At 55.9% G+C, this 24560-nt stretch carries 25 protein-coding genes; 13 read left to right on the top strand and 12 right to left on the bottom strand.

Features of this window, described 5'->3' with window-relative positions; genetic code table 11:
- Positions 1 to 23 precede the first annotated feature (23 nt).
- Genes CIK78_RS05895 through CIK78_RS05885 form a run of 3 tightly spaced genes read right to left on the bottom strand, consistent with a single transcriptional unit; the run spans position 24 to position 2570 of the window.
- The gene (locus CIK78_RS05895) at positions 24 to 395 is read right to left on the bottom strand and encodes a diacylglycerol kinase (protein ID WP_096278136.1); all 372 of its coding nucleotides are present in this window, start codon (positions 393 to 395) and stop codon (positions 24 to 26) included.
- A 34-nt stretch (positions 396 to 429) separates the two neighbouring features.
- A complete protein-coding gene (gene dacB, locus CIK78_RS05890; RefSeq protein ID WP_096278134.1) occupies positions 430 to 1908 on the bottom strand; it encodes a D-alanyl-D-alanine carboxypeptidase/D-alanyl-D-alanine-endopeptidase in 1479 nt (492 codons plus the stop codon).
- Complete coding sequence (locus CIK78_RS05885; protein ID WP_096278132.1) at positions 1905 to 2570, bottom strand: SAM-dependent methyltransferase; 666 nt, start codon at positions 2568 to 2570, stop codon at positions 1905 to 1907. Before CIK78_RS05885 ends, dacB begins: the two co-directional genes overlap by 4 nt.
- Positions 2571 to 2779: 209 nt before the next feature.
- Here CIK78_RS05885 and CIK78_RS05880 point away from each other — a divergent pair, with 209 nt between their 5' ends.
- The 7 genes from CIK78_RS05880 (at position 2780) to CIK78_RS05850 (ending at position 9894) form a co-directional block, all read left to right on the top strand.
- Positions 2780 to 4663: a beta-ketoacyl synthase gene (locus CIK78_RS05880; protein ID WP_096282283.1), complete on the top strand. Its 1884-nt coding sequence runs from the start codon at positions 2780 to 2782 to the stop codon at positions 4661 to 4663.
- Complete coding sequence (coaD, locus tag CIK78_RS05875; protein WP_096278130.1) at positions 4660 to 5154, top strand: pantetheine-phosphate adenylyltransferase; 495 nt, start codon at positions 4660 to 4662, stop codon at positions 5152 to 5154. The genes CIK78_RS05880 and coaD overlap by 4 nt, the downstream gene beginning before the upstream one ends.
- A gap of 72 nt (positions 5155 to 5226) precedes the next feature.
- Positions 5227 to 5475 carry a YfhL family 4Fe-4S dicluster ferredoxin gene (locus CIK78_RS05870; protein ID WP_096278128.1) on the top strand — a complete coding sequence of 83 codons (249 nt, stop codon included), beginning with the start codon at positions 5227 to 5229 and terminating at the stop codon, positions 5473 to 5475.
- A 17-nt stretch (positions 5476 to 5492) separates the two neighbouring features.
- Positions 5493 to 6797 carry an MATE family efflux transporter gene (locus CIK78_RS05865; protein WP_096278126.1) on the top strand — a complete coding sequence of 435 codons (1305 nt, stop codon included), beginning with the start codon at positions 5493 to 5495 and terminating at the stop codon, positions 6795 to 6797.
- A 134-nt stretch (positions 6798 to 6931) separates the two neighbouring features.
- On the top strand, positions 6932 to 8242 hold the full coding sequence (locus tag CIK78_RS05860; RefSeq protein WP_096278124.1) for a short-chain fatty acid transporter: 1311 nt from the start codon (positions 6932 to 6934) through the stop codon (positions 8240 to 8242).
- An 84-nt stretch (positions 8243 to 8326) separates the two neighbouring features.
- Complete coding sequence (locus CIK78_RS05855) at positions 8327 to 8854, top strand: acyl-CoA thioesterase (RefSeq protein ID WP_096278122.1); 528 nt, start codon at positions 8327 to 8329, stop codon at positions 8852 to 8854.
- Between the two features lie 35 nt (positions 8855 to 8889).
- Positions 8890 to 9894 carry a hypothetical protein gene (locus CIK78_RS05850; protein ID WP_096278120.1) on the top strand — a complete coding sequence of 335 codons (1005 nt, stop codon included), beginning with the start codon at positions 8890 to 8892 and terminating at the stop codon, positions 9892 to 9894.
- A 1-nt stretch (position 9895) separates the two neighbouring features.
- On the opposite strand, the gene CIK78_RS05845 is transcribed toward CIK78_RS05850, so the two are convergent.
- Positions 9896 to 11290, bottom strand: a complete 1395-nt coding sequence (locus CIK78_RS05845; RefSeq protein ID WP_096278118.1) for a PLP-dependent aminotransferase family protein — start codon at positions 11288 to 11290, stop codon at positions 9896 to 9898.
- A gap of 97 nt (positions 11291 to 11387) precedes the next feature.
- Between CIK78_RS05845 and CIK78_RS05840 the strand changes: the two genes are divergently transcribed.
- Positions 11388 to 11993, top strand: a complete 606-nt coding sequence (locus CIK78_RS05840) for a LysE family translocator (RefSeq protein ID WP_096278115.1) — start codon at positions 11388 to 11390, stop codon at positions 11991 to 11993.
- A 28-nt stretch (positions 11994 to 12021) separates the two neighbouring features.
- Here CIK78_RS05840 and CIK78_RS05835 read toward each other — a convergent pair whose 3' ends face one another.
- Both CIK78_RS05835 and CIK78_RS05830 read right to left on the bottom strand, forming a co-directional pair.
- Positions 12022 to 12393 (bottom strand): I78 family peptidase inhibitor, encoded by a 372-nt coding sequence (locus tag CIK78_RS05835; RefSeq protein ID WP_225734463.1) that lies wholly within the window; start codon positions 12391 to 12393, stop codon positions 12022 to 12024.
- 110 nt (positions 12394 to 12503) lie between these two features.
- Positions 12504 to 12635, bottom strand: a complete 132-nt coding sequence (locus CIK78_RS05830) for an entericidin A/B family lipoprotein (RefSeq protein WP_096278113.1) — start codon at positions 12633 to 12635, stop codon at positions 12504 to 12506.
- A 175-nt stretch (positions 12636 to 12810) separates the two neighbouring features.
- Between CIK78_RS05830 and CIK78_RS05825 the strand changes: the two genes are divergently transcribed.
- Positions 12811 to 13248 (top strand): HIT domain-containing protein, encoded by a 438-nt coding sequence (locus CIK78_RS05825; RefSeq protein WP_096278111.1) that lies wholly within the window; start codon positions 12811 to 12813, stop codon positions 13246 to 13248.
- On the opposite strand, the gene CIK78_RS05820 is transcribed toward CIK78_RS05825, so the two are convergent.
- From CIK78_RS05820 to CIK78_RS05805, 4 genes are all read right to left on the bottom strand, one after another.
- On the bottom strand, positions 13238 to 14293 hold the full coding sequence (locus tag CIK78_RS05820) for a nickel/cobalt transporter (protein ID WP_096278109.1): 1056 nt from the start codon (positions 14291 to 14293) through the stop codon (positions 13238 to 13240). The genes CIK78_RS05825 and CIK78_RS05820 overlap by 11 nt on opposite strands.
- A gap of 80 nt (positions 14294 to 14373) precedes the next feature.
- Positions 14374 to 15039, bottom strand: a complete 666-nt coding sequence (locus tag CIK78_RS05815) for a DUF1007 family protein (protein WP_096278107.1) — start codon at positions 15037 to 15039, stop codon at positions 14374 to 14376.
- On the bottom strand, positions 15036 to 15395 hold the full coding sequence (locus CIK78_RS05810) for a hypothetical protein (RefSeq protein ID WP_096278105.1): 360 nt from the start codon (positions 15393 to 15395) through the stop codon (positions 15036 to 15038). The genes CIK78_RS05815 and CIK78_RS05810 overlap by 4 nt, the downstream gene beginning before the upstream one ends.
- On the bottom strand, positions 15392 to 15952 hold the full coding sequence (locus CIK78_RS05805; RefSeq protein ID WP_096278103.1) for a hypothetical protein: 561 nt from the start codon (positions 15950 to 15952) through the stop codon (positions 15392 to 15394). Before CIK78_RS05805 ends, CIK78_RS05810 begins: the two co-directional genes overlap by 4 nt.
- Positions 15953 to 16072: 120 nt before the next feature.
- Here CIK78_RS05805 and CIK78_RS05800 point away from each other — a divergent pair, with 120 nt between their 5' ends.
- The 3 genes from CIK78_RS05800 (at position 16073) to CIK78_RS05790 (ending at position 19207) form a co-directional block, all read left to right on the top strand.
- Positions 16073 to 17209, top strand: coding sequence for a glycerate kinase (locus CIK78_RS05800; protein ID WP_096278101.1), 1137 nt, complete (start codon positions 16073 to 16075; stop codon positions 17207 to 17209).
- Between the two features lie 197 nt (positions 17210 to 17406).
- Complete coding sequence (locus CIK78_RS05795) at positions 17407 to 17883, top strand: Dps family protein (RefSeq protein ID WP_096278099.1); 477 nt, start codon at positions 17407 to 17409, stop codon at positions 17881 to 17883.
- A 139-nt stretch (positions 17884 to 18022) separates the two neighbouring features.
- Positions 18023 to 19207, top strand: coding sequence for an MFS transporter (locus CIK78_RS05790; protein WP_096278096.1), 1185 nt, complete (start codon positions 18023 to 18025; stop codon positions 19205 to 19207).
- A 100-nt stretch (positions 19208 to 19307) separates the two neighbouring features.
- Here the strand turns inward: CIK78_RS05790 and pepD are convergent, their stop codons facing one another.
- Both pepD and CIK78_RS05780 read right to left on the bottom strand, forming a co-directional pair.
- Positions 19308 to 20774, bottom strand: coding sequence for a beta-Ala-His dipeptidase (gene pepD / locus CIK78_RS05785; protein WP_096278094.1), 1467 nt, complete (start codon positions 20772 to 20774; stop codon positions 19308 to 19310).
- 27 nt (positions 20775 to 20801) lie between these two features.
- Positions 20802 to 23018, bottom strand: coding sequence for a GNAT family N-acetyltransferase (locus CIK78_RS05780; protein ID WP_255249089.1), 2217 nt, complete (start codon positions 23016 to 23018; stop codon positions 20802 to 20804).
- A 393-nt stretch (positions 23019 to 23411) separates the two neighbouring features.
- Here CIK78_RS05780 and dctP point away from each other — a divergent pair, with 393 nt between their 5' ends.
- On the top strand, positions 23412 to 24515 hold the full coding sequence (gene dctP, locus CIK78_RS05775; RefSeq protein WP_096278092.1) for a TRAP transporter substrate-binding protein DctP: 1104 nt from the start codon (positions 23412 to 23414) through the stop codon (positions 24513 to 24515).
- The last annotated feature ends 45 nt before the right edge of the window (positions 24516 to 24560 follow it).

Genomic DNA, 24560 nt, shown 5'->3' with positions numbered 1-24560 from the left:
AAACTTGGCCTTCCAACCCCGACTTAGCTATAGAATTTTTCCCAACCTAACAGCCCCCAGGTAAGTCCGGCCATAATCAGCGACAGCATAACCGCCGCAGAGCCAATGTCCTTAGCCCGCCCAGAAAGCTCGTGGTGCTCGGTGCCAATGCGATCGACCACATTTTCAATCGCACTATTGAGCAGCTCTACTATCAGCACCAAAAACAGGCTTCCCACTAGCAGCAGCCAGCTAACGGGGCCCTCACCAATCCACCAGGCAAACGGCAGCATAACCGCCGTGATGCCAACTTCCTGACGAAAAGCCGATTCGTTTCTAAACGCGGCTTTAAGGCCTTTCCATGAATAACGCGTGGAGTGAACCAAATGTGTTAAGCCGGTATGCCCTGGTTTCATACACGTTGCCTCACCTTGTGAGCGTAAAGTTGAATCAGTTCGCTAAAATCATTGCATCTAGATCAAGAGACAGCGGATCCAGCACCTCGGGCCAGCTTAGGTAAGGCGTACTGCCGTTACCGTTGACCAGGACGCTAAACACTCCCCAGCGCCCTTCCGCCGTACGAAAGTAACCCGCGGCAGCGCGAACTGCGAACGGTTGATTCAGCGTGCCTGTTTTTAACATGACATTGTTTTGAAACGTCGCTGAGCCACGTCGAATAAAACGCATCACCCCATTAGCCGGCGATTGAAACGCCGCTACAAAACTTGGAAAAAGAGCGCTCTGACGAAACATGTCCTCTAGCATCACGTTCACACCTTGCGCAGACGTCCGATTTTCCGTCGTTAGTCCACTGCCGCTGTATAGCGTTAACGGCCCGTGCCCAGGCAGACCCTGAGCGTATGCTTCGACCGCTTGGCCAGCTTGGCGCAGCTGCGCTTGTGGCGTCTCAACTAGATCCAGCGCCAGCACATCAGCCATATAATTATTGGAGTAATTCATGATCCGCAGCAGTATCTCTTGTAGCGGCTGACCGTCGATCGCCGCCAATCGCTGGGCCGTGCTGGGCGGCTGGGTGGAGCTCACCCGCCACGGCTCACGCACTTGAATACCCGCCTGATTGAGCATGCTCAGCAATACTTGTGCTGTTTTTTCGGCAGCATCGCCCGCGCCGCGATAGACATCCTGGGCGTTGGCATTGGTTGAAATCTGCCCGGTGAGACGCATGACATCGCCGCGCTCATCCGTCACCCGCTCAGCACTGATCTCTGTGCCGCTGTTCGCCGGGCGAGTCGTCACCTGATTATCAATGGTGATCAACGGTGCCTGGCTGTCGCACAGGCCAACGCGTGCAGGCTCACCGGCAACGGCGGCTGGGGCAACATTAACGCACCAGGTGCCGAAATCAACGCCTGCCGAAGAAAGCGGTGCGCTATAGGCGTTAGTGACCTGGGTCAGGGCATTGCAGCGATCAGTGGTAATGCAATCGACAGGCCCAAAGCGCCACTGGCTAACCACCAATGCACCGTCAACGTCGCGAACCCCCGCTAGGTGCAAACGCTGCACCAGGCGCCATAAATTTTCAGTGGTCAGGCCTGGGTCTCCCCCGCCCTCAAACACTAAATCACCATGCAGCACGCCATTATCCACCCGGCCAGAGCTCACTAATTGGCTAGTAAAGCGATGCTGGGGGCCAAAACGATTCAGCGCCGCAGCGGCTAAATACGTTTTGGTCACCGACGCTGGAGACATCTGACGGTCAGGATTCAAACTACCCAGCAGCGCATTGGCGTTTGAGTCAGCGTCAAGTAGTCGCGCCTCAGCGCTGATCGAGAATCCTTTATCTTCTAATTGCCCGAGACGATTAAAGTCGGCAAGCAGCGGGGAACTGACCAGCAGTGCCGCGGTGGTGATGCTAACAACAGAAATACCACGCTGCAGACGCGCAGCTAGGTTAAAAAAATGCGTCATGTTCGCTCCAAATCAACGCGTAAACGCCACAGCGCCTGGCCGCTTTGCGAATACTTAGCTTCAAACGGGGTTAAATAATCACCATTGGGGAAAATTTCGGCAATGCTCGACTGCTTACCGGTCACCTGAGCCACCGCTGAAGCAAACTCCTCAACATATATTGGCCAGTTGGAGCGCAACTCAAGGCATCCCCCAAGGGCCAACAGTGTGGGTAAAATAGGATGACCATGCCAGCGCATTTTTAGGTGGCCAGACTTAGGGTAAGGATTAGGGTAAAGCAGATAGTGACGCTCGGGTGCCCAGCCAGCCTGGTGGGCGAGTCGCCAGAAATCGACAAGGTCCGCCCGAACCAGCAGAGCGTTCGCCGGCAGGTCACCGTGATCACGACCCAGCCGATGCTCACTACGATCAACGCCAATCACCGCTCTGGTTGGGAACTGGAGCGCCAGTTGACGTGTCGATATACCCACACCGCAACCTGAATCAAGTATCAGCGGCGTTTGGCGGGCCTGAAACCACTCGGCTGCCTGCGCAAAACTGCGCTTGGTATGGTCGGCAATTGGCTTGCGCAGCGGATACGCTAACGCTCGGCTGACTTGGCGCGCTAGATCGTGATGGGGGCCAGGTTGATTAGAAATCACTGATCGAGAATTATGCTGCATGCCATCTCTCGGCTGAAAAGCAGTGATTCTATCAGTCTAGAACGCTTGCGGCATGACGCCATTGCGCGCCCGGTGCTATCATCACGCCTTAATTGCTTATGAAGCGCATGACTCTGGTCATTATACGGTCCGAGTATTGCCAAAAACCGTTATTACCACCATCGCACCACGAGGAACCCGGCTTGTCACACTTACCGGTGATTGTCGGCATGGGTGGCATCAATCCCGCAGGCAGAACATCTGGCCATCAGGCCTTCCGCCGCACCGTGCTTGATGCTCTTCCTGCTGACCAGCAACGCCAGACACTGGAAGGCTTAGCGGCGCTTATGCGTCTTGTTCAGCACTCCGACAAAGGATGGCTCGATCAGTCTGGCCAGTCTGTAGATGCCCCTGCTGAGTCGCTGCGTGAACAGGTACTTAACCATACCCTGATCCGCCGCAATGAAGACCCGCGCTTTCTCGCCCCAGGGATGCCGTCTAATCGGCAAGCCAGCATGCATCTTGCTGAGCCGATGCGCTTTACGCTGCGTCGACGCCAACTGCCCGACCACCTGCCGGCTGACTGGCAGGTGCGCGACATTGATGCCCGAGAGGTAGAGGTCAGCGTGCCCGCAGGCGTGCTAGAGGTGCTGCTGCCCGATGCACAGGTTCCTAAAGTACGTGCAGCGGCCCAGCTACCCAGCGGCTTTGACCCCGCCAGCCTCTACCGCAGCGTGCACCACCCTCGCGGATTATCTCTAGCGGTGTTTGGCGCCAGCGACTGCTTAGGCGCCAGCGGCCTTTCCTGGGAAGCACTACGACAGCAGCTGAGCCCGGATCATATTGCCGTGTACGCTGGGAACTCTATTGGTCAATTGGACGATCAAGGCTGGGGTGGCTTACTGAAGAGCCTGGTGAGCGGCCAACGCGCTACGTCTAAGCAGATGCCGCTGGGCTATGGCCAAATGCCTGCCGACTTTTTAAACGCCTACGTGCTTGGCAGCGTAGGCGGCACCGGCGCAGCATTAGGCGCTTGCGCTAGTTTCCTTTATAACCTGCGCCTTGGCATTGACGACATTCGCTCCGGACGCCGGCGGGTAGTGATGGTAGGCACCGCCGATGCCCCCATTACGCCAGAAATTATTGAAGGCTTTCGGGCCATGGGCGCGCTGGCTGACGATGCAGGCTTGAAAGCGCTAGATGCTCTGGAGCTGCTCACTGATGCTGACTACCAGCGCGCCTGTCGCCCGTTTGCACGCAACTGCGGCTTTACAATGGCAGAAGCCAGCCAGTTCGTAATGTTAATGGACGATACGTTAGCGATGGATGTCGGCGCCGACATTTTGGGCGCTGTGCCCGATGTATTCGTCAATGCTGATGGCTATAAGCGCTCGATCTCCGCACCGGGCATTGGCAACTACATCACCCTGGGTAAAGCGGCCGCGCTAGTGCGCGACATACTTGGTGAAAAAGCGCTGAAAGAACGCAGTTTTGTGCACGCCCATGGCACCAGCACGCCCAAAAATCGCACCACTGAATCTCATGTCCTGGATGAAATTGCTCGCGCCAACGGGATCACCGATTGGCCCGTGGTCGCCATTAAAGCGTTTATCGGCCACTCGCAAGGCTCAGCTGCAGGCGACCAGCTAGCGAGCGCCTTAGGCAGCTTTGCCCACGGCCTGCTACCGGGAATCCCCACGCTTGACGCGGTGGCCGACGATGTCTATGCCGAGCGGCTGCGCTTGTCGCAAACGACGCAGGCATTTCATGCCGATGCCGCCTTTATCAATGCCAAAGGCTTCGGGGGCAACAATGCCACCGGCGTGGTGCTTTCCTCTGCGGTGACTGAGCGCCTGCTGACTCAGCGCCATGGCGCCGCTGCAGTGAGCGCCTGGAAAGAGCGTCGCGAGACAACTCGTCTAACGGCGGCGGCCTATCTTGCCCAGGCTGATTCTGGCCATTACGCCCCACGCTATCAATTTGGCGAAGCGGTGCTTGAAGGCCCAGAGCTGGATATCCATGCTGACCGAATTCACATTCCCGGCTACGATCACGCTATCTCGTTAACCAGCGACAATCCGTTTGGCCGGCTGGATGAGGAAACGTCGTCATGAGTATCGGCAATGCCAATATCGCCGTTTACCCAGGCACCTTCGACCCGATCACCAACGGCCATTTCGACCTAATTGAGCGCGGTGCACGACTGTTCGATAAGGTGGTGATTGCGGTCGCAGAAAGCCCAGGGAAACGGCCGAACCTCTCATTGGAAACGCGTATAGCCCTAGCGCAAACGGTTTGTGAGGCGCTGCCTAACGTTGAGGTAGTTGGCTTTTCAAACCTGCTCACCACCATGATGCACGAACAGGGTGCATCGATCATACTGCGCGGCCTGCGCGCGATATCCGATTTTGAGTACGAGCTGCAGCTTGCCAATATGAATCGCGCTCAAAATCCGGAGCTCGAAAGCGTGTTCCTCACGCCTGCGGTAGAAAATTCGTATATTTCTTCGACCATTGTGCGGGAAATTGCCAAGCTCGGCGGCGACATTTCACCATTAGTTCATCCGCAGGTCGCCGAGGCGCTGCGTAAGCATTACACTAACTAGCCAACGCCATTGTTGAGTAAAACACTCAGGTATTGATCCCTTGAGTGCGCCAGCCATCCGCGAGGTACGCCCATGGCCCTGATGATTACCGACGAGTGCATTAACTGCGACGTCTGCGAGCCCGAATGTCCCAATGACGCTATTTCCCCAGGCGAGGAGATTTACGTCATCAATCCTAGCCAGTGCACCGAGTGCGTCGGTCATTTTGACGAGCCGCAGTGCCAGCAAGTATGCCCGGTAGACTGTATTCCACTCGATCCTGAGCGCCACGAAAGCCAAGAACAGCTGATGACGAAGTACCGCATCATCACTGCCGCTTAAGCGGCTCAGCCCTTAACGTGCGTATTTGGGCCCTCGCCTGGCCAATCATTTTATCTAATATCACCGTCCCATTGCTGGGCCTGGTGGATACCGCCGTGGTTGGACACCTGCCTGACTCTCGCTATTTAGCAGGCGTCACGCTAGGCGCGATGCTATTTAGCTTCCTTTACTGGGGGTTTGGCTTTTTACGCATGGGCACCACAGGGCTGGTTGCTCAAGCCATGGGGCGCGCGAACGACACTGACGTGCGCAACCTGCTGGGCCAGTCGCTGATCATGGCAATGGTGATCGGCGTCCTGCTTATTCTATTTGCATCCCCGCTAATCTCACTAGGGTTATGGCTATTAGATGGTAGTGACGTGGCCACCCACCTAGCCCGTGAATATGCCCAAATACGCCTCTGGTCGGCGCCAGCCGTTCTCGCTAACTATGCGATTTTAGGGTGGTTTCTCGGCCAGCAAAATTCGCGCGTTACCCTAATGATTTTGCTACTCACCAACAGTGTCAATATCACGCTGGATATATGGTTTGTGATGGGACTAGGCATGACCAGCAACGGCGTCGCCTGGGCCAGCGTGATTGCTGACTACACGGCTTTTGCGTTCGGCGGCTATTTAGTGCTGCGCCAGCTAGCCACGCTGAAAGGCACTTTTTTGCGCGAACGTTTACTCGCGCTAGCGGCCTACACGGCGCTTTTTCACGTCAATGCCAATCTGTTCGTGCGCACGCTAGGGCTATTATTTGTCATGGCCTTTTTTACCGCTCAGGGCGCGCGCCAAGGCGACACCATACTGGCTGCCAACGCGGTACTCCTGCAATTTATTATGCTGACCAGCTACGCTTTAGATGGCTTTGCCCACGCGGCAGAATCGCTGGTGGGGCGCGCTTACGGCCGCAAAGACTGGCGCGAATTTGCGCTTACCGTGCGCGCCGCCGCACGTTTTTCCTTTTGGACCGCGGGCACGGCGGCCTGCCTGTTCGCCGTGGGGGGTAATGGGCTGGTGGCCATGCTTACCGGCCTTGAAGAAGTGCGTATAACCGCGGCGCAGTATCTGCCGTGGATGGTGGTTATGCCGCTGATTGCGGTGTGGAGCTATCTACTCGACGGTATCTTTATCGGCACCACCGGCGTGCGCGAAATGCGCAACAGTATTTTTATCGGCCTTGCCGCTTACCTACCCGCCTGGTGGCTAACCCAAGGGCTCGGCAATCATGGGCTCTGGCTATCGTTTATGCTGTTCACCCTGGTTCGCTCGGCGGTATTGATCCATTACTATCACCGTCACTACCATCGCCGCTACCAGCTAAACCGCTGGCGCTAAAACGGGGCAATTAGCGTTAACTAAGCTAACGTGAGATGAAGCGTGCAGCTTCAAGGTGAAAAATGCCGCCCTCCCCCGTATATTAGCCACGGATCAGCCACGCACTTCCTAATAATGAAAAAAGAGAGCATCCCATGCTTAAAATGATATCAAAACCGGCGGTTAAGCTAGTGGAGCGCTATCTGCCTGACCCGTACATTTTCGTTCTGCTGCTGACGCTCATCGCCTCAGTCGCCGCGATTGCTATTGAGCGCCAGTCACCGCTGGCTGTCTTGCGGTTTTGGGGTGACGGTTTCTGGAGCCTGCTGACCTTCTCCATGCAGATGCTACTGGTGCTGGTGACAGGCTTTATGCTGGCAAGCTCTCCACCGGTAAAGCGCATTCTGCAAAAAATTGCCGGCACCGCCAAAACGCCCGGTGGTGCTATCATTTTAGTCACGCTAGTCTCATTGGCAGCGAGTTGGATCAACTGGGGATTTGGCCTGGTTGTCGGCGCGCTATTTGCGAAAGAGCTGGCCCGTCTGATTCGCGTTGACTACCGGCTATTGGTTGCCAGCGCCTATTCCGGCTTCGTCGTTTGGCACGGCGGCTTAGCGGGCTCTATACCGCTGACGATTGCGACCGAGGGTCACTTTGCCGCTGATCAAATTGGCGTTATTGGCACCGGTTCAACGATTTTTGCCTTCTTCAACATCGCGATCGTGATCTGCCTGTTCATTGCTATACCTCTCGTCAACCGCATGATGCTGCCGGATGAAAAGGATAGCGTTTACGTAGACCCTAAAGTGCTCGACGATGAGCCAGAGCAGATGGGGCGTATTACACGGCCGGCTGAAAAGCTCGAAAACAGCATGGCTCTCGCGCTGCTGGTCGGGGTACCCGGACTGCTGTTTTTGCTGGATCATTTTTTACTGCGCGGAGGCAGCCTGAACCTTAACGTAGTTAACTTCCTGTTTTTGTTCCTGGCCATTGTGCTGCACCGCACGCCACGTAATTTATTGAACAGCCTAAACGAGGCGATTAAAGGCGGCGCGGGTATCGTTATTCAGTTCCCATTTTACGCGGGCATTATGGCAATCATGGTGCAGTCCGGATTAGCAGAAAGCATGTCCGAATGGCTGGTGTCCTTTGCCACGGCGACAACGCTACCGTTCTGGTCATTTATTAGTGCGGGCATCGTCAACCTGTTTGTACCCTCTGGTGGCGGCCAATGGGCCGTGCAAGCGCCGGTCATGCTACCTGCAGCTCAAGCGCTAGGTGCCGATATTTCACGCGTTGCCATGGCCGTTGCCTGGGGCGACGCCTGGACTAACCTGCTGCAGCCCTTCTGGGCATTACCGGTGCTCGCCATTGCCGGGTTAAAGGCGAAAGACATAATGGGCTTCTGCCTGATTCAGCTATTTATCACCGGTATTATTATCTCCATCGGACTGGTGTGGTTCTAGCACTTCTTCATTGCCCGCCGCTAATTCACCATTGAGAGGCGGCGGGCAACCCTTAACGTTTTAAGATAACCGCAGGAACACCGCATGACCGACGCCGAAATAAGTGCGAACAGCGCCCTGCCCGGGCAGCACGAACTGTCGATGACCGTACTGATGACGCCGGATATGGCTAATTTCAGTGGTAAAGTTCACGGCGGCGCCATTCTTAAAAAGCTTGATGAAGTCGCGTTTGCCTGCGCCAGCCGCTATTCGGGCCATTATGTGGTGACACTGTCAGTGGATCAGGTGCTGTTTAAACAGCCGATTCATGTTGGCGAGCTAGTCACCTTTTTAGCCAGCGTCAATCACGTTGGGCGCTCATCAATGGAAATTGGCATCAAGGTCGTGGCTGAAGATATTCGCAATAAGCTGATTCGTCACACCAACAGTTGCTACCTGACCATGGTCGCTGTCGATGCTGATGGCAAACCCGCCAGCGTGCCGCCGCTTAATTTGGCAACCCCGCTGCAGAAACTGCGATTTGAAAAGGCCGCTCTGCGCAAGAAGCTGCGCAAGCAGGCAGAAAAAGAAGAGCGTCTGACTCAGCAACAGTATCAGTCGCGGGCTCAGTAGCAGAGCACTGCATCGCCCAACGACAAGGAGTTCGTATGCCCGCTAGGGAACGCTACCCGCACCTGCCTAAAGCCGTTGAATATACCCACATCGGTTGGGATTTTCTTATCCTGGCGGCGGTGGTCATCAACCTTGGGCTACTGCTATTTGACTCACTGTTCCTGCTAGGCCCTATCAATCAAGGCATTGCCAGCATCGCACCGAGTTTTTACACGTTCTACGCTGACGTGATACATAGCCGTTTTACGACTATCGATTTAATATTCGTCAGCTTTTTTATCGTTGATGTACTGCTGGGCTGGTCCATCGCGATTGCCGAGCGGCGCTACCACCGGTGGTTCTTTTACCCCTTCGTGCACTGGTATGACGTGCTGGGCTGCATTCCTCTGGCGGGCTTCCGCCTGCTGCGGATTCTACGCGTGGTGTCGCTGATCCACCGCCTGCATCGCCTCGGCCTTATTGATGTTGCCCGCTGGGATATCACTCTGTTTTTTGCCAAATACTACGATATTTTGCTTGAAGAGCTTTCTGATCGCATTGCCCTTCGCCTATTGGGCAATGTGCAACAGCAGATCCGCGCCAGCGATTCGCTGACCGAGCGGATCATTGAGCGTGTGATTATGCCGCGCAAAGCACAGCTAATTCAGGAAATTGTTCAGCGCCTGGAGAGCACTGTCGGTGAGGCTTACCAGCATAATCGTCAATCCATCATGGCGGCAATCAGTGATTTGGTGCATCGCACCCTGCGCGAAAGCCCAGAGATTCAGCGGCTGCACCGACTGCCGATGGGGCAGCAGGCAACCAGCGCGATGGAAGCCTCTTTAAGCGGCGTTGCCCAGCGCTTAGTCGATGAGCTGATGCTCGGCATTCATTCTGACGAATTCAGACAGCTAGTAGAGCGCACCGCCGATAGCGGCTTTGACACTTGGTTAACGGTCGATGAAGGCAGCAGCCGCGTGACAGAGCAAGTACTATACGATGTTCTCGAAATGCTAAAAGACCAAGTGCGCCATCAAGGGTGGAAAGACCGTTATGAATAATTTACAACGTGGCGGGCGCCAGGGGGCGCTCAGTTAAACAGGCAGCAACAATGCTCAATGCATGAATAAGCTTGCTACGATTCGACGCGGCACCAATACATAGACGAATCGCTTGTGGCGCTGGCGTACTCCCGACACAAAATGGCTCTGCGCTACTGACCTTCACGCCTCGCTGCAGGAGTCGCTCACATAACTCCACCGCGCGCCGACCCTCGGGTAGCGTGAGCCATACATTGCTGCTGTGTGAACGTCCACTCAGGGTAAAACCTTGCAGCCATTCGGCCGTTAACCGCTGACGTTCAGCTAATTCTTGGGTTTGCCAAGTAAGCAGCTCCTTAGCCGCCTCCTGATTGACCCAGTGACATGCCACATCAACCATTAATGGGGGTACCATCCAACTCTGCGAGCGTAGCCCCGTCGCAAGTCGCTCATGCAAACATGTCGGCGCTCGAAGCACCCCAATACGCAGCCCGCCCGCGAGTACTTTAGCGGTACTGAAGACAAACAGCGTACGCTCCGGTGCAAGTTGATAAAGCGGCGTGCCGCGCTGCTCCACCGGCAAATATTGCACGCCATCTTCAATCAGCCAGATATCATAACGCCTTGCTAACGCCACCAGCTGTTCGCGACGTGGCTCGCTTAAACAGGCACCGGTGGGGTTGTTCTGATCCGGTGTCAGGTAGATAGCTCGAGGCGGTTGCCGGGCACACTGAGCTTCAAGAAGATCCACCCGCATTCCCTCATGGTCTTGACCGATCCCAACCAGTTTGAGGTGCGCCTGTTGCGCGGCGCTAATAGCACCAGGGTACGTTAACGCATCAGCGGCCAACAGCTCGCCCGGCCGAAGTAACGTGCTGAGCGCTAGGCTAATGCCGTGCTGGCCACCTTGAGTAATAAATAGCTCATCGGCACTAAACGGCATTCCCAAGCTATTCAACCAGCTCGCCAGCACACCACGTTGCTCACGACGGCCTTGGGCTTCTTGATAGGTAACACCCCGGGCTAATGCGGCCCCTGACTGGCTTAAGGCAACCAGGGCTTCGCTCAGCAGCGACTGACGCAACGGATGTGGTGGCGGTATGCTAAGGCTTAAATCGATCATGCCGGGCGTTTCATCACTATGAAATGTCGGGCTAAAAGCGCTGGCTTGGGATTCGCTCTTCACATAGGTGCCACTGCCTACCCTGGCCGACACCCACCCATTGCGCTCAGCCTCAGCATAACCACGCGTCACCGTGCCGACGGTCACCCCTAGCGCATCTGCCAACCGGCGCTGAGGCGGCAAACGCTCCCCAGGTAGCAGTGTCCCGTCCTGAATGGCGGATTCGACGGCGCTGGCAATAGCACGATAGCGCGATCCAGAAAACTCGTTTAATGAAGGCACCCAGATTGTCATGGTGACAATAAAACCTTTGACGTCATTTTAATCCCCATTATGCTAGCAAAAGCAGCCTCAAGACAATCTTAAAGCGCACATTGTATGGATACAAAAAATGAACAGTGAATGGTTAATTCTGGGCCCTGCCGCACTCTATATGATGTCGATGACGCTAACGCCTGGCCCAAACAACATCATGCTCACGGCGTCTGGGGCTAACTTCGGTTTTCGGCGTACGCTGCCGCATATGTGGGGGATTTTGGGTGGCTGCTTTGTACTGTTCGCGGGCATTGCGCTGGGCTTAGGTGTGCTGTTTGAGCGCTATCCATCGCTCCAGCTCGCCTTGCGCTGGCTCGGCAGCCTGTATTTGCTCTATTTGGCGTGGAAGATTGCCACCGCACCGCCACCCAATCTTAAGGCCCAAGAACATAGCGTGCCGTTTACATTTTGGCAGGCGGCGACGTTTCAGTTTGCTAACCCTAAAGCGTGGGTGATGGGGCTTGCTTTGATGGCGGGCTTTCTGCCGGAAAGCGGCCCTCCGGTGCTTAACGCGCTGATGCTTGCCGGCTTTGCGGAATTGGTGGGCCTACCCTGCATTGCACTATGGGCCGCTTTTGGCAGTGCCATTGGGCAGTGGATCAAAAGCGACCGCGCATGGCGTTCGTTCAATATAACGATGGGCGCGCTGACCGCCGCCTGCGTTGTACTGATTTTACGCTAACGCTGCATGGGTTAAAGCGTCAAGCGTCTTAGCCGCAGCGCACATCGGCAATAACATCTTGATCATCAAGATGAATATTCAAACGATTAGGACGATGGTCCATGGTCGCCATATCGTTTGGACGCAAGACACGCACCTGGCTGGCGCCGCTTTCGCTTTGCAGCTGGGACACCCCAGCTTCATCGAATGACTCACCTATCGCATCGTTGATAGCCTCTAAATCACAGGTTGAGGCCTGCTCTTGAGCGGCATTACTGGAAGTGACCGTTGGCGGGGGCGGCGCGGCATCTACATCATCGTTAGCCGGTGAAATCGGCATTTGAGAACTAACGCACGCCGTTAGCAGCATAGTGAAGGCGCCCATGGCCACAACTTTAGACAGGGTAAAGCGAGGCTTCATCCTTGAGTCTCCAAAACGTAATGAAAAAATGAGCTAATGAACCCGAACGGGCTAGGCATTAGCCTAGCCCGTGGGAATACTAGCGTTATCTCTAATCCAGCCTTAACTAATTATTCAGCTGCATCTTGGACGGCTTTACCGCCTTCTTGCACATCCTGACCAGCGCCAGAAATAGTGTTACAACCGGACAGAACACCTGCCGTCATCAGCAGCATAAAGCTCATGGCCAATAATTTTTTCATTTACGTTCTCCTTAACGAGTCATTCAACATCGGGGGGAACTCCACTGGCAATGCGACTCACCGCCTGGGAGTTTTTTTAGGGTAACAGCGTTTTCGCAATTGCGCTTGTTTTCCCTACGCCACGCCGTGGCTGCTATGCTAATAAACACCTAGTAAGTATACGGGAGCCTATTACTTGAACGATTTCACGCTTGATGAACGCCTTGCCAGCGACACATTCCCCGTGGCGGATCTGCCTCTTTGCCGCGTACTGCTAATGAATGATGCGCGCTACCCATGGGTCATTCTGGTACCGCGCCACCCAGCGATCAGCGAGATACTTGAACTGCCCGCGGCGGATCAACAGCAGCTATGGCGTGAGGCAACCCAGCTAGGCGAAGCAATGAAGGTAGCGCTGGGAGGCGACAAACTTAATATTGCCTCGCTTGGCAACGTCGTGAGCCAACTGCACGTGCATGTCGTCATACGTCAACATGGCGATGCTACCTGGCCTGCGCCCGTTTGGGGCAACGGCACGCCGGAACCTTATGACTTAGCAGGCCAGGCTCACATGCGTGACCAGTTGCTTGCACACATTCAAACGCTAGATGTTTCGTCAGCGCTTACCCGCTAAGAGGGTGGCCCACTCGGGCGGGCGGCTCGTTAAGCAGCGGCCCGCCGACAGGCTCGACTATTCCCGCAACGCTGAGTGAACCCCCTAGCAAGACGATGAACGCCCCGCCGGCTAAGGCCAGCCAACCAGCGGCTTTTTGAACGCGACGCTCGCTATGCTGCTGCGTAGCCAAGCGCCGCTGCGCCCATCCGCGTGCCACAATGCTGGCGACTGCAAGCGCTGAAACAGTGAGGCCCGTGCCAACCGACATCGCGACCACTGACGCAACGCCCACGTAGAATTGGCCTAGCAAACTAGCAGCGCCGACCATCAGCACTGCGCCACTACAGGGGCGCATACCAATGGCCCCCACCGTCATCAGCGCCGTACGCCAGTCCAATACTTGCTGGGGCTCAATATGATGGGCTCCGCCGCAGCAGTGGTTGTCATGGCTAACATGGGACTCATGATTGTGATCATGCCTATGGCTGTGATTGTGCTGATGGCTGTGACTATGCGCCGCGACGACAGGCTTATAAGCACGCCGAAGCTGCTTGATGGCTCGCCAACATAGCCATACACCCAGGGCGGCTACGAGTAGAAAGCTTGCCTGTTCAACCCACACTACGCTGCCCATCGCTTGGCGCGTTACCCAGCCCAAGCCGTACACCAGCACTACCACCAGCATAATGGCGGTCAGCCCCTGGAGTAAGGAGGCTGCAAAAGAGAGCCCTAGCGCACGCTTCACCGCGCCGCCATGAGTGGCTAAATAGGTCGCCAGCACGGCTTTACCATGCCCTGGCCCAGCGGCATGAAAAACACCATAAACAAAGCTAATGCTCAGCAGGCTCACCCATGTCATCAGCGTGGGCGCGCCTGACAGTTCGGTAATCGCCATCGTGAGCGAACGATGCAAACTTCGCTGCCAGGCCAACAATTGATAGCTCACGCCCTGTAGCGCACCAGTCCAAACGATAAGGGTCAGCGCTGCGCCCACCAGCAGAAAGCAAAGTAGTAAGCCAGAATGGCGTGTGAAGGATCGCGTTAAAGGCCGTGCTAAGGGCATCGTAATGTCTCGCCGCTAAAAGTTATAAAGTAACACATCACGATCAATTGTCAGCCGGGATTTTGTGAAAAACAACATTCTTAGCGACCCGTACAATCAACGCTGCCCGTTTCCGCAAAATAGCGTCCCAGCCCTGGTTCACCGCTTTCGCCTTTATCAAGCAGTGCGGCTTGCATCACCAGTTCGGGATCAGGGTTAGCGGGCAGAATGCTCAGCTCACAGGCAGGCCCCCCCTGGAGGACTAGTGCATCATCGGTGGGCTGATTATCGTCCGCCTCATGCACTACTTCGATGTAGTAGGTGGGGTCAAACACTTGGTACGTAAGGGTTGAATCGGTCAGGGATTGAGGCGTTTCCAGCGGCAGAATAAACATGAAAACTAACCGGCCATCGCGTTCCATAGCGGTATATTCGCTCACCTCGCCCAGCGCCTGACGCTCACCGTTAATGCTTATCTCGGTGAGGTAGTGCTCGCCAGAGAGATTGTCGCGAATTTCTTTTCCCAGCTGATCAAGCCCCTGTTCAAGGCTTGCATTTTCTACCTGCTGAAGCTCTTCAAAGACAACCAGACTGTAAAATGGATCCATTCGCCACGTTTGATATAAACCACTAGCGACGCCCTGATCATCTGTCATGACCTGAACGCTCAGATCAATCCAGCCATGCGGGTGCGCGAGTGCCTCCGCGCTGACAGACAAGCCACTCACCCCCATTCCTAATGCCATAGCAGCGTGCGCCAGCCTCATGGCGCAACGCCTAGTTTGCTCTGTAAGGATACAAGCCATGGGTCTAATACGTAGGGAGGCAGCGGCTGATTACCCCGCAGCGCGGAAACACTCACCCGACTACCGCTGCGCTCCTCACTGACCTGCAGCTGCAAACGATATTCAGGCCAACGAGCAAGCGATGCCTCCGCTCGCCCCAGTGAAATGTCCGCATGACGAACGACGTAGCCCTGCTCCACCATGAGTTCTACCGCTTCGCGAAAGGTCTCTTCAGGCGCAGTGGCATAGAAAAGCTCGCGATTTTCAAGCGGTGCCGTCGTTGCACAGCCCGCCAGCCCGCCCAGCAGACTTACCAGCAGCCAATGGCGAATCATCATAGCGGTGTCCTCGTTACCGGCACGCGTTGTTCAAAACTGGTTTGAAAGCGTCGGCAGAAATCGTCGTTACTGGCGCTATAGGATTCACGTAAATCACCTACGTGATCAAAGCGGCGAATATCTCGGGATATGCGTATATGGGCATCGCTCACCAGCAACGAGACACGCTCCACTTCAACCGGCTGCTGGCCTACCCCGCCGCCAAAACCAATTCCGCCGAGCCCGATACCTACACCGGATCCGCCCCGCCCAAACCCCAATCCGCCAAATACCCGCATTCCCCGCCCATAGCCGTAGGCGTTGTCGTAAGGATCATAATACCCCTGCAGCGCACGCTCACGACTGGCGCTAATCAGACCTAATGTGGTATCGGTGGAGCTTAGTGTAAATCCTTCTTCGATTAGCACATCCACGCTGGCTTTAAGCGCGCCCTCTGCTGAGGTGGGAAAATAACAAGCGGCGGCGGGGGCAGGCTCGGCTTGTGGCAAACGATCAGGAACCGCCTGGCAGCCAGCCAGTGTCAGCAGACAGGTTAAGCTTATCGGTATCGACTTCATGTTAGACCCTCTAACGGACGAGGCCGCTGGTTTACCGCTGATTAGCGCGCTGAGCTCGCCAACAATGGCTGTATTATGATGACAATATTTTGATAAGAACGTTTTGCGGAGTCCGTACCAATGAATATATTGCTTTGCCCTGACAGTTTCAAAGATGCGCTGAGCGCCCAGGCGGCCGCTGAAGCCATGGCCCGGGGTGTAAAACGCGCGGTACCTGATGCACACGTTCAGACCTGCCCCTTGGCTGACGGCGGCGAAGGCAGCCTAGATGCACTGATCGATGCCACCGGCGCAGAACGGCGCCAGCTGAGCGTTCAAGACGCTCTAGGGCGTCCGCGCCAAGCAACGTGGGGCTGGCTAAGCGACCAGCGTACCGCGTTTATCGAACTGGCAGAAGCCAGCGGCTTACAACACCTCATTGCAGAGGAGCGCAACGCCTTAACGACCTCGACGTTTGGCGTCGGTGAGCTGCTACTCGCAGCGCTTGACCAAGGCGCGGAAAAGGCACTATTGCTACTCGGCGGCAGCGCCACCAACGACGGTGGTGCCGGCATGCTGCAGGCGCTGGGCGCCCAGCTGCTCGACCAGCAGGGTAAACCGTTGCCCCCCGGCGGGGTGGCGCTTAGCCAGTTAAATCGTTTAGAACTTGAGGGGGTCGACCATCGCCTCGCCAGCCTCACATTAGAAGCGGCGGTTGATGTGGATAATCCGCTGCTGGGGAAACGCGGGGCTAGTGCGGTGTTCGGCCCGCAAAAAGGCGCGTCTTTGCAGCAAGTCGAGCAACTCGATCAAGCGCTTAGCCACTTTGCGGACATCAGTGCGCAAACGCTGGGCTGCGATCATCGGACGCTGCCCGGTGCAGGAGCAGCCGGCGGCATGGGGTTTGCTGCAAAGGCGTTTTTGAACGCCACTCTAAAACCCGGCATTGAAATGATTATGCAGCAGGCCGGCATGGCGGAGCGGCTAGCCCGTGCAGACTTGGTAATTACCGGTGAAGGCCGCCTGGATGGCCAAAGCCTAGCGGGCAAAACACCCATTGGCGTGTCTCGCGCCGCCCAGCGTGCCAATAAACCGGTGATTGTGCTCGCAGGCAGCCTCGGCGATGGCTGGGAAGCCTGCTTTGATGAAGGCGTGACCGCGGCATTTGCGTTAGCCGATGGCCCCATGGCATTAAAAGATGCTCTGCCACGCACCGCCGAGCTGCTTGAGGCACGCTGCGAAAGCCTGCTACGGCTATGGACAGCCTCCCAGCGATAGCGAATGTTTCTCCTCAGGCCTTGAAAAAATCAATGGCTGCCAGCATTTAGTAATCAGTCACAGGCAGCCGACACAGACGTAATGTCGTGGCGCTATGGCAGCGATACATAAAACCTGTTTTGCATCGCGTCCAATACGCTCTATGCTGCATATCACGCATTAATCGCCGCGCAGGCGGCACCGATAGGGAGCAGGATATGACAGATACCAATAGCATCGGCCTACACGAAGGCAGCGCTAGCCAGCTCGCCGAAAAGCTTAATCATCTGCTGGCCAACTATCAGATTTTTTACATGAACGTACGTGGCTATCACTGGAACATCAGGGGCAGTGACTTCTTCGAACTCCACGTCAAATTTGAAGAGTATTACACCGATCTACTGACCAAGGTCGATGAAGTCGCCGAGCGGATTTTGACTCTAGGCCACAAGCCAGTACACGCCTACAGCGACTACATAAAGCTTTCGAACATTCAGGAAGAAAAGGATGTTCACGACGGCAAAACCTGCGTCAAAGGTGTTCTGAAAGGCTACCAAACGCTCATTGAACTGCAGCGTGAACTACTGGCCCTAGCGTCGGACGCCGACGATGAAGGCACGGCCTCTCAAGCCGGTGATTACATCCGTGAGCAGGAAAAAACCATTTGGATGCTGAATGCTTACTTGAGTAAATAAGTGGTTCAATAACCGCCTAACAATAGGCACGTCAAACGGCACCCACTAAGGGTGCCGTTTTTATGTTTCTAAGCAAGCAATATTGAGTCAGCGCTTTAGCGACTCACTTTTAACGCCCGTGACACGGCAGGAAACTTTCATGCCCCTCATTGTTTATATTCTTGGGCTAACTATCTTCTCATTGACCACATCGGAATTCATGGTCGCGGGTATGATGCCATCGCTGGCAGCAGCGTTTGATATTTCGCTAGAGCAGGTCGGCTCGCTCATCTCAATGTATGCCTTTGGCATGGTGATTGGCGGGCCACTGCTAACCGCTGGCCTGCTCAAACTTCGTGTGCCCAACAAATCGGCGCTACTTTGGCTGCTAGCGCTGTACGCCGCCGCGCAGTCTATTGCCGCGTCGACAGACAGCTATACGATCATGACATTAGCGCGCATCGCGACAGGCGTGGCGGCATCAGCCTGTATCGGCACCGCGTTATCCATCTGTGCAGAGGTCGTCGCTGTCGAGGCACGCGGACGCGCTGCTTCAATCGTGTTGGGCGGGTTAATGCTAGCGGCAGCGCTGGGCGTACCTATCGCCACACTGATTGATCAGAATGTAGGCTGGCGCGCCAGTTTCTGGCTCGTGGTGGCGCTCACGGCGCTATGTGCCGTTGCCATTAGCATTCGAGTGCCGCTATCTAAATCGTCAGCCCCCATTGGGCTGAGCAAGGAGTTGGCCGAGTTTAAGAATGGCCACTTGTGGTCTGCCTATGCCACCAGCGCCTTCATTATCGGCGCGACATTCGCAGCTTTCAGCTATTTCACACCAATCCTGACAGAAGTAACGGGGTTTTCCATAACGGCCATTCCTTGGCTGCTTGGCATGTATGGCGTCGCTAATATCGTCGGCAATGCAGTGGTGGGTCGCTACGCGGATAAGCACACGTATTCGGTAATGGTTTGCGGGCTATTGCTGCTGATCACGGCACTGGTGGCGTTTTCGCTGCTAGCGCAAAGCGCCACGGCCAGTATTATGATGGTCATTTTAATCGGGCTGGTGGGTGTCACAATGAACCCTGCCATGGTGGCAAGGGTGATGAGAACGGCCCGGCCGGGCACGCTGGTCAACACGGTGCATGCATCGGTCATCAATATTGGCTTGGGAATGGGCGTTTGGCTAGGTGGTCTCGGCATCAGCGCAGGCTATGGCCTGCTTTCACCGCTTGGGGTCGGCACTCTGCTGGCCGTTCTTGGGCTACTTAGCCTGCTGCCCTATGTGGCACGGCGCGGTAGCAATAGCCAGCCATCTCAATCAGTGCTTGGTAAGCAGGCATAGCGTCCTTTAATGATAGCGACATCGGCCTCTAACGTTTCAAGCCCTTGGGATAAACAGCACCAAGGGCTTGAAATAGGCCATCTTTATACGCTTCAGCGCGTTATTTAGCTTCGGCAAGATCCTCAATCAACGCCCGCAGCATCAGCCAGAACTCTTCCACTGACGCAAGCTCTACCCGCTCATCCGGTGAGTGAGCACCGCGAATCAGCGGTCCAAACGAGATCATATCTAGATGCGGGTACTTGCTGCCCAAAATGCCGCATTCGAGACCTGCGTGAACTACCTTTACCTCTGGCTCGCGGCCCAGCAGTGCCAAATGGCGTGCGTTGAACGTCGCCAACAGCCCGCCATCTGGATTAGGCGCCCAGCCGGGATAGCCATTTTCAACTTTCACCCGCGCCCCAATGAGCCCAAACAGCGCATGAAAACGGTCGCCCATGGCAATGACTGCGCTGTCGTGCAGTGAACGCACCAATGCACAGAGGTGTAGCCGGCCGTTTTCCAGGCTTAACACGCCAAGATTATTGGAGGTTTCTACCACGCCTGGCACATCGGCACTCATTCGCTCAACCCCACAGGGAGCGGCATGCAGCGCGGCCAGCAGCATTAAGCTAGCATCTAAGGTTAACGGCTCTGCAGCGGGTATTTCCGTTACGCGCTGGGCGCTGATTTTAAGGCCGCTGTCACCACTCCCCAGCTCTCTCAGCAGAATAGTTTCCAGCCCGGCGATAGCGACCATGGCCGCATCAACTTCATCGCCAGGCAGCGCTACCTGGGCAAACGCTTCGCGAGGGATCGCATTGCGCAAAGTGCCGCCGTGATAGCTTATCAGCCGTGCATCAAACGACTCTAGAGAGCGCAATACTCTGATTAATAGACGGTTAGCGTTGCCCAGCGGTTTATGGATATCAATGCCGGAATGGCCACCTTTTAAACCGGTAAGCGCAATGCTAATCACTTGCTCATGATCATTCACGGCAGCGCTGGGTAGCTGAGCATCCACTTCAACGTCAGCCCCGCCAGCACAGCCAATATAGACCTGGCCGCGATCTTCGCTGTCCAGGTTGAGCAGTAGCGAACCCTCTAACCAATTCTCGGCTAGATTCAACGCCCCGCCCATGGAGGTTTCTTCTTCCAAAGTGAACAGGGCTTCCAGCGGCCCATGGCGTAAATCGGGGTCTTCTAGTACGGCCAGAATCGCCGCCACGCCCATACCGTTATCAGCGCCTAAAGTGGTGCCATCAGCGTGCAGCCAGCCGTCGGCAACATAGGTGCTGATTGGGTCGCGAGTAAAGTCATGCGCATGGTCGCTATTCGCTTGCGCCACCATATCCAGGTGGCCCTGAAGCACTACGCCGGGCGCCTGTTCGCAGCCTGCAGAAGCGGCTTTACGTATGCGTAAATTACCAAAGGTGTCACGGTCATGGGCAAAGCCTTGCGCATCGGCCCAAGCCTCAAGAATGGCGACAAGCGCCGCTTCATGCCCCGAGGGGCGCGGCGTATTACAAAGCGTTCGAAAGTGGCGCCAAACGATAGTGGGCGCCAGTGCTTCAAGATGTGCGTTCATGGTGACTCTTCGTTATAGGCAACCGGCCTACTTTACCGGTTCAATGAGTGTATGCACAGCGATGCGTAAGGCTTGAACTGCCTCGCCATGAGCCTTCGCCAGCGGTCGGTTTTGAAATGCCCATGCGGCCAATTGGTGGTGCGCGAGCTGCTGCGAATCCGTTAAAACGCAGCGACTGGCTTCGCGTGCCAGGGCCTGTAGCGCCGCTCGTGCAAGCACAGGATCGCGATGAGCCAAGGCCACATCGTCTATATCTTGCCAATCACGCGCACTCAGCGCAGCGCCAGGCAATTCAGCGAGCAGCAGCGCAACCATTGATGCGGGCAGCGTGTTAAGTTCAAACGCCAACAGACCTAAAAGCGCTGCCTGGAAGCGCTCGCCAAGATCAACCAGCACATCCTCTCCCTGCTCACTCAGCGCTTTTGCGACCATCACGGCAAACTCACCGGTCGAGGTCTCGCGGCTAATACCTAAGCGTACCGGGATGAAACCTTGCGCCAGCCAAAATTGCAACAGCGATGCCTCCGCGCCAAAAGTGGCCCCATACAGCGCCACGCCTTGCTGTCTCGCGGCGTTCATATCTGCCTGTAACAGCGCATGCCCCAACCCTTGGCGACGCCGTTCGGGATGAGTGGCGATACGGACCACCCGGCGCCAGCGAGCGGTCAGCGCCGCGCGGCTACCCGTGTGAGTAGCGAGCGACTGAGCTAACAGATGCCCCTGCGGCCGACGCTGGCCGCGGGCGACCTGGTCAGCAAGTTCCGCCTCAAAACCGCCCTCATCGCGAGTAACCAAGACAGCCTGCGGCTCGCTAGCCTGTTCGAGAGTACGCAGCTCAACACCCGGACCATCAAGCAGTTGACGCAGGTCGTTAGGCGACGTGCGATAGTGCGACTGCACCAGCAGCCCAAACAGTTTTTCCAGCCTAGCGTCTTGCTGAGCAAGCGCGTCGCGATCAACAACCGTGGTTATTTCAGCGCTTTCTTGCGCCTGTGCGATAGGCAGCGGCGCTTTTAACAGCAGCAGTCGATTGACCAAATCCTCCAGCGGATCGTTGATACGCCAGCGAATAGGAGCCTTAAGCATGAGCGCTTTCCACTGTGGCGTCAGCCGGTCTAGCGTGGCCCGAAAGCGCAGCGCGAAGCCGCGCCCAGAACCCTCGTAGCCATGCACCGTGGTCGCAAACGCAATCCGTGGAAAAGCGTCGAGCCACTGGCCCAGCAAAGCAGCAGGAATGGCCGCCGCCTCATCTACTAGCAAATAGCTGCCATCGCCGCCCTGCTGCTGCGCATTGATCTGCTCGGTTAACACATCCGGCGCTAGATAAAGCAACTCGCTGCCCTGAGGTAGCACAAAGTGACCCGGGGCAACGCGACTGCCGCCCGGGCAAAGAGCCACTACGCGTTCAAACACGCTCTCGACCGAGCTAAGGCGCGGCGCGGTGAGCACGACCGTACGAGGCTTATGAGCGAGCAGCCTAGCGCAGGCAATCCCCAGCGCCGCGCTTTTCCCACGCCCTCGGTCAGCGGTCATCACCAGCGGTCGGCGGCGTTTCAGGCCGACTAACGCCCTAACAGCCTGCGCCTGATCAGCCGTCAAGCAGTCGCTATCGCCACTGAGGCAGCCATTATTAGCATCATTGTGGCTATGCTCATTGCCATAAACGTTACGTGCGGGTAAACGGGGCAAATGCAGCTCGCCGCCCGCACGCCAGCGCACGATCTGATCAGAGGCCTGCAGCTGGCGTGCTAATCGCGCAAGATAATGACAGCTGAGATCTTCCCAGCGCAGCGGATGGTCCGCGAAGCGGGCGTAGTCTGGGTCGGGTGCCTGCCCCCATGGCTGTGGCGTGATCAGCACCAGCAAACCACCGGCGGTGAGGGTTCCAGACAGAGCTCCCAGCGCCTCAGGATCAAAGCCGGTGCCATGAGTATCAAGCACGACTAACTGATGCTCAGCTCCCAGTCGCATGCGCGCTTTGCGAGGAGAGAGTACCGGCGAAAAAGCAGACGACCCACATTGGTTCGTCTCTTTGTCGCTACCTACCCACACCGGCGCTTGCCAAGGGTGGGCTTGCCACAGCGCCTGCGCGAGACGCCGACACTGCTGGGCATCGCCGCTTAACCAGACCAACTGACGCCAATGCCTGTGGGCTAAACGCCGGGCGTGATGAACTAACGTAGCCACTTTGCGTAGCTGCTGGCCATCTAACGCGCGACTATCTGCCTGTGTTTCTGCACCCACCGTTATTCCCTTTTCTATTTGCCGCCATCGCTTCCCATAGCGTCACCCCGTCAAACCCGTCGCCGAGCCTCTCATGGCGGGGCTCTGACTTACAACTTTGGTTGCATGATTCGGCTCATTTCAACGCTGACTCGCTACTTAACCCTTGCCAGGGCAACTTAAAAAAAAAGGTAATTCATTATTTAACAGATGCTTAGCTATTTTATTAGTACAAGAATCAATCGAAACCTCTTAATTAACTGATATTGCATTGCAGCGGGGTGAGTGTGCTAGTTTAGCGTTGCAGCGCTAAAATCTCCTTGTTTACGTAAACGTAACCTTTGCTACGCTGCACTTTCCTGCATCCAGGTAACAAACACTAATAACGCCATACGCCAAACCAGGAAATACATCATGAAAAAAACCACAAAATTTGCCCTCAGCGGCCTTGCTGCCGGTATCGCTTTCGCTGCTTTCACCACCACCGCCCAAGCACAAGAAGAGTGGACGATGACCTCTACCTGGCCGGAAAACCTTGATTTGATCAAGATTGACCAGCACTGGGCCGAGCTGGTCAATCAGTTGGCAGGTGACGAACTGCAAATCAACTTCCGCGCGGGCGGTACATTAATGCCCGGCACCGAAGTATTTGATGCCACTGAAACAGGCAGCATTGAAGCGGCGGGCGACTGGCCGGGCTACTGGGCAGGCTTAAACCCAGCTTTCTCGCCGCTGGCGACGACGACCAGTCTGTTTAATGGCGTTGATTACCTTAACTGGATTCAGCAGTGGGGCGGCCGCGAGTTATACGAAGAGATCTATGGCCAGTTCAATATGATCTATCTGCCCTACGGCATTACTAACAACGAATCCGGCTTTATGGGCCGCACGCCAATCGAAAGTATCGCTGACCTTGAAGGCAAGCGCCTGCGTCTATCGGGTCGCGACCAGGGCCGCGTACTAGAAGAGCTGGGGGGTTCACAAGTCACGCTTGCCGGTGGCGAAGTGTATCAAGCCATCGAGCGTGGCGTCATTGATGCTGGCGAGTTCTCGACCCCGGGCGTTGATTTTAAGGCTGGCTTTGCAGAAGTTGCTGACTACTGGGCAACGCCAGGCTGGCACCAGTCCGCTAGCGTGTTTGGCGTAATGATCAATAAAGATGCCTGGGACGCGCTTTCAGAAGACACGCAAGAGAAGCTGCGCATTGCTGCAGATGCCACCATGGCATGGTCACTTGCTTGGTCTGAGCGCCAGTCAACCGAAGCCACGCAGAAATTTATTGATGCGGGCGTGACGATTAACCAGTTCTCTGAAGAAGACTTAGCGCGCATTCAAGAAATTACCAACGAGGTTATTGTACGCGGTGCGTGCGAGAATTCTGATCACGCCAAAGTATACCAATCCATGATTGCTTACCTTCAGCACTACGCCACGTGGCGCGACGTGTCGGCACCCTTCAACATGAGCCGAGTGATGGATAACCTCCCGTCATTGGAAGAAATCGAAGCCTGCCTATAAGGCGCTTATGCACCGCCTCGGTTTTGCTGAGGCGGTTTTTTTGTG

Origin of the sequence: Halomonas sp. JB37, assembly GCF_002332255.1 — a bacterium.
In the GTDB taxonomy this organism is placed as follows: Bacteria; Pseudomonadota; Gammaproteobacteria; order Pseudomonadales; family Halomonadaceae; genus Vreelandella; species Vreelandella casei.
This window is presented reverse-complemented; position numbering and strand designations above follow the sequence as displayed.

What these genes read in the sequence shown, in the direction of transcription:
- CIK78_RS05895 (WP_096278136.1), bottom strand. Translation starts at nt 395, where the DNA reads ATGAAACCAGGGCATACCGGCTTAACACATTTGGTTCACTCCACGCGT.
- CIK78_RS05845 (WP_096278118.1), bottom strand. Translation starts at nt 11,290, where the DNA reads ATGACAATCTGGGTGCCTTCATTAAACGAGTTTTCTGGATCGCGCTAT.
- CIK78_RS05855 (WP_096278122.1), top strand. Translation starts at nt 8,327, where the DNA reads ATGACCGACGCCGAAATAAGTGCGAACAGCGCCCTGCCCGGGCAGCAC.
- CIK78_RS05885 (WP_096278132.1), bottom strand. Translation starts at nt 2,570, where the DNA reads ATGCAGCATAATTCTCGATCAGTGATTTCTAATCAACCTGGCCCCCAT.
- CIK78_RS05805 (WP_096278103.1), bottom strand. Translation starts at nt 15,952, where the DNA reads ATGAAGTCGATACCGATAAGCTTAACCTGTCTGCTGACACTGGCTGGC.
- dacB (WP_096278134.1), bottom strand. Translation starts at nt 1,908, where the DNA reads ATGACGCATTTTTTTAACCTAGCTGCGCGTCTGCAGCGTGGTATTTCT.
- CIK78_RS05790 (WP_096278096.1), top strand. Translation starts at nt 18,023, where the DNA reads ATGCCCCTCATTGTTTATATTCTTGGGCTAACTATCTTCTCATTGACC.
- dctP (WP_096278092.1), top strand. Translation starts at nt 23,412, where the DNA reads ATGAAAAAAACCACAAAATTTGCCCTCAGCGGCCTTGCTGCCGGTATC.
- CIK78_RS05850 (WP_096278120.1), top strand. Translation starts at nt 8,890, where the DNA reads ATGCCCGCTAGGGAACGCTACCCGCACCTGCCTAAAGCCGTTGAATAT.
- CIK78_RS05835 (WP_225734463.1), bottom strand. Translation starts at nt 12,393, where the DNA reads ATGAAGCCTCGCTTTACCCTGTCTAAAGTTGTGGCCATGGGCGCCTTC.
- CIK78_RS05880 (WP_096282283.1), top strand. Translation starts at nt 2,780, where the DNA reads ATGGGTGGCATCAATCCCGCAGGCAGAACATCTGGCCATCAGGCCTTC.
- CIK78_RS05860 (WP_096278124.1), top strand. Translation starts at nt 6,932, where the DNA reads ATGCTTAAAATGATATCAAAACCGGCGGTTAAGCTAGTGGAGCGCTAT.
- coaD (WP_096278130.1), top strand. Translation starts at nt 4,660, where the DNA reads ATGAGTATCGGCAATGCCAATATCGCCGTTTACCCAGGCACCTTCGAC.
- CIK78_RS05810 (WP_096278105.1), bottom strand. Translation starts at nt 15,395, where the DNA reads ATGATGATTCGCCATTGGCTGCTGGTAAGTCTGCTGGGCGGGCTGGCG.
- pepD (WP_096278094.1), bottom strand. Translation starts at nt 20,774, where the DNA reads ATGAACGCACATCTTGAAGCACTGGCGCCCACTATCGTTTGGCGCCAC.
- CIK78_RS05795 (WP_096278099.1), top strand. Translation starts at nt 17,407, where the DNA reads ATGACAGATACCAATAGCATCGGCCTACACGAAGGCAGCGCTAGCCAG.
- CIK78_RS05815 (WP_096278107.1), bottom strand. Translation starts at nt 15,039, where the DNA reads ATGAGGCTGGCGCACGCTGCTATGGCATTAGGAATGGGGGTGAGTGGC.
- CIK78_RS05830 (WP_096278113.1), bottom strand. Translation starts at nt 12,635, where the DNA reads ATGAAAAAATTATTGGCCATGAGCTTTATGCTGCTGATGACGGCAGGT.
- CIK78_RS05800 (WP_096278101.1), top strand. Translation starts at nt 16,073, where the DNA reads ATGAATATATTGCTTTGCCCTGACAGTTTCAAAGATGCGCTGAGCGCC.
- CIK78_RS05840 (WP_096278115.1), top strand. Translation starts at nt 11,388, where the DNA reads ATGAACAGTGAATGGTTAATTCTGGGCCCTGCCGCACTCTATATGATG.
- CIK78_RS05870 (WP_096278128.1), top strand. Translation starts at nt 5,227, where the DNA reads ATGGCCCTGATGATTACCGACGAGTGCATTAACTGCGACGTCTGCGAG.
- CIK78_RS05820 (WP_096278109.1), bottom strand. Translation starts at nt 14,293, where the DNA reads ATGCCCTTAGCACGGCCTTTAACGCGATCCTTCACACGCCATTCTGGC.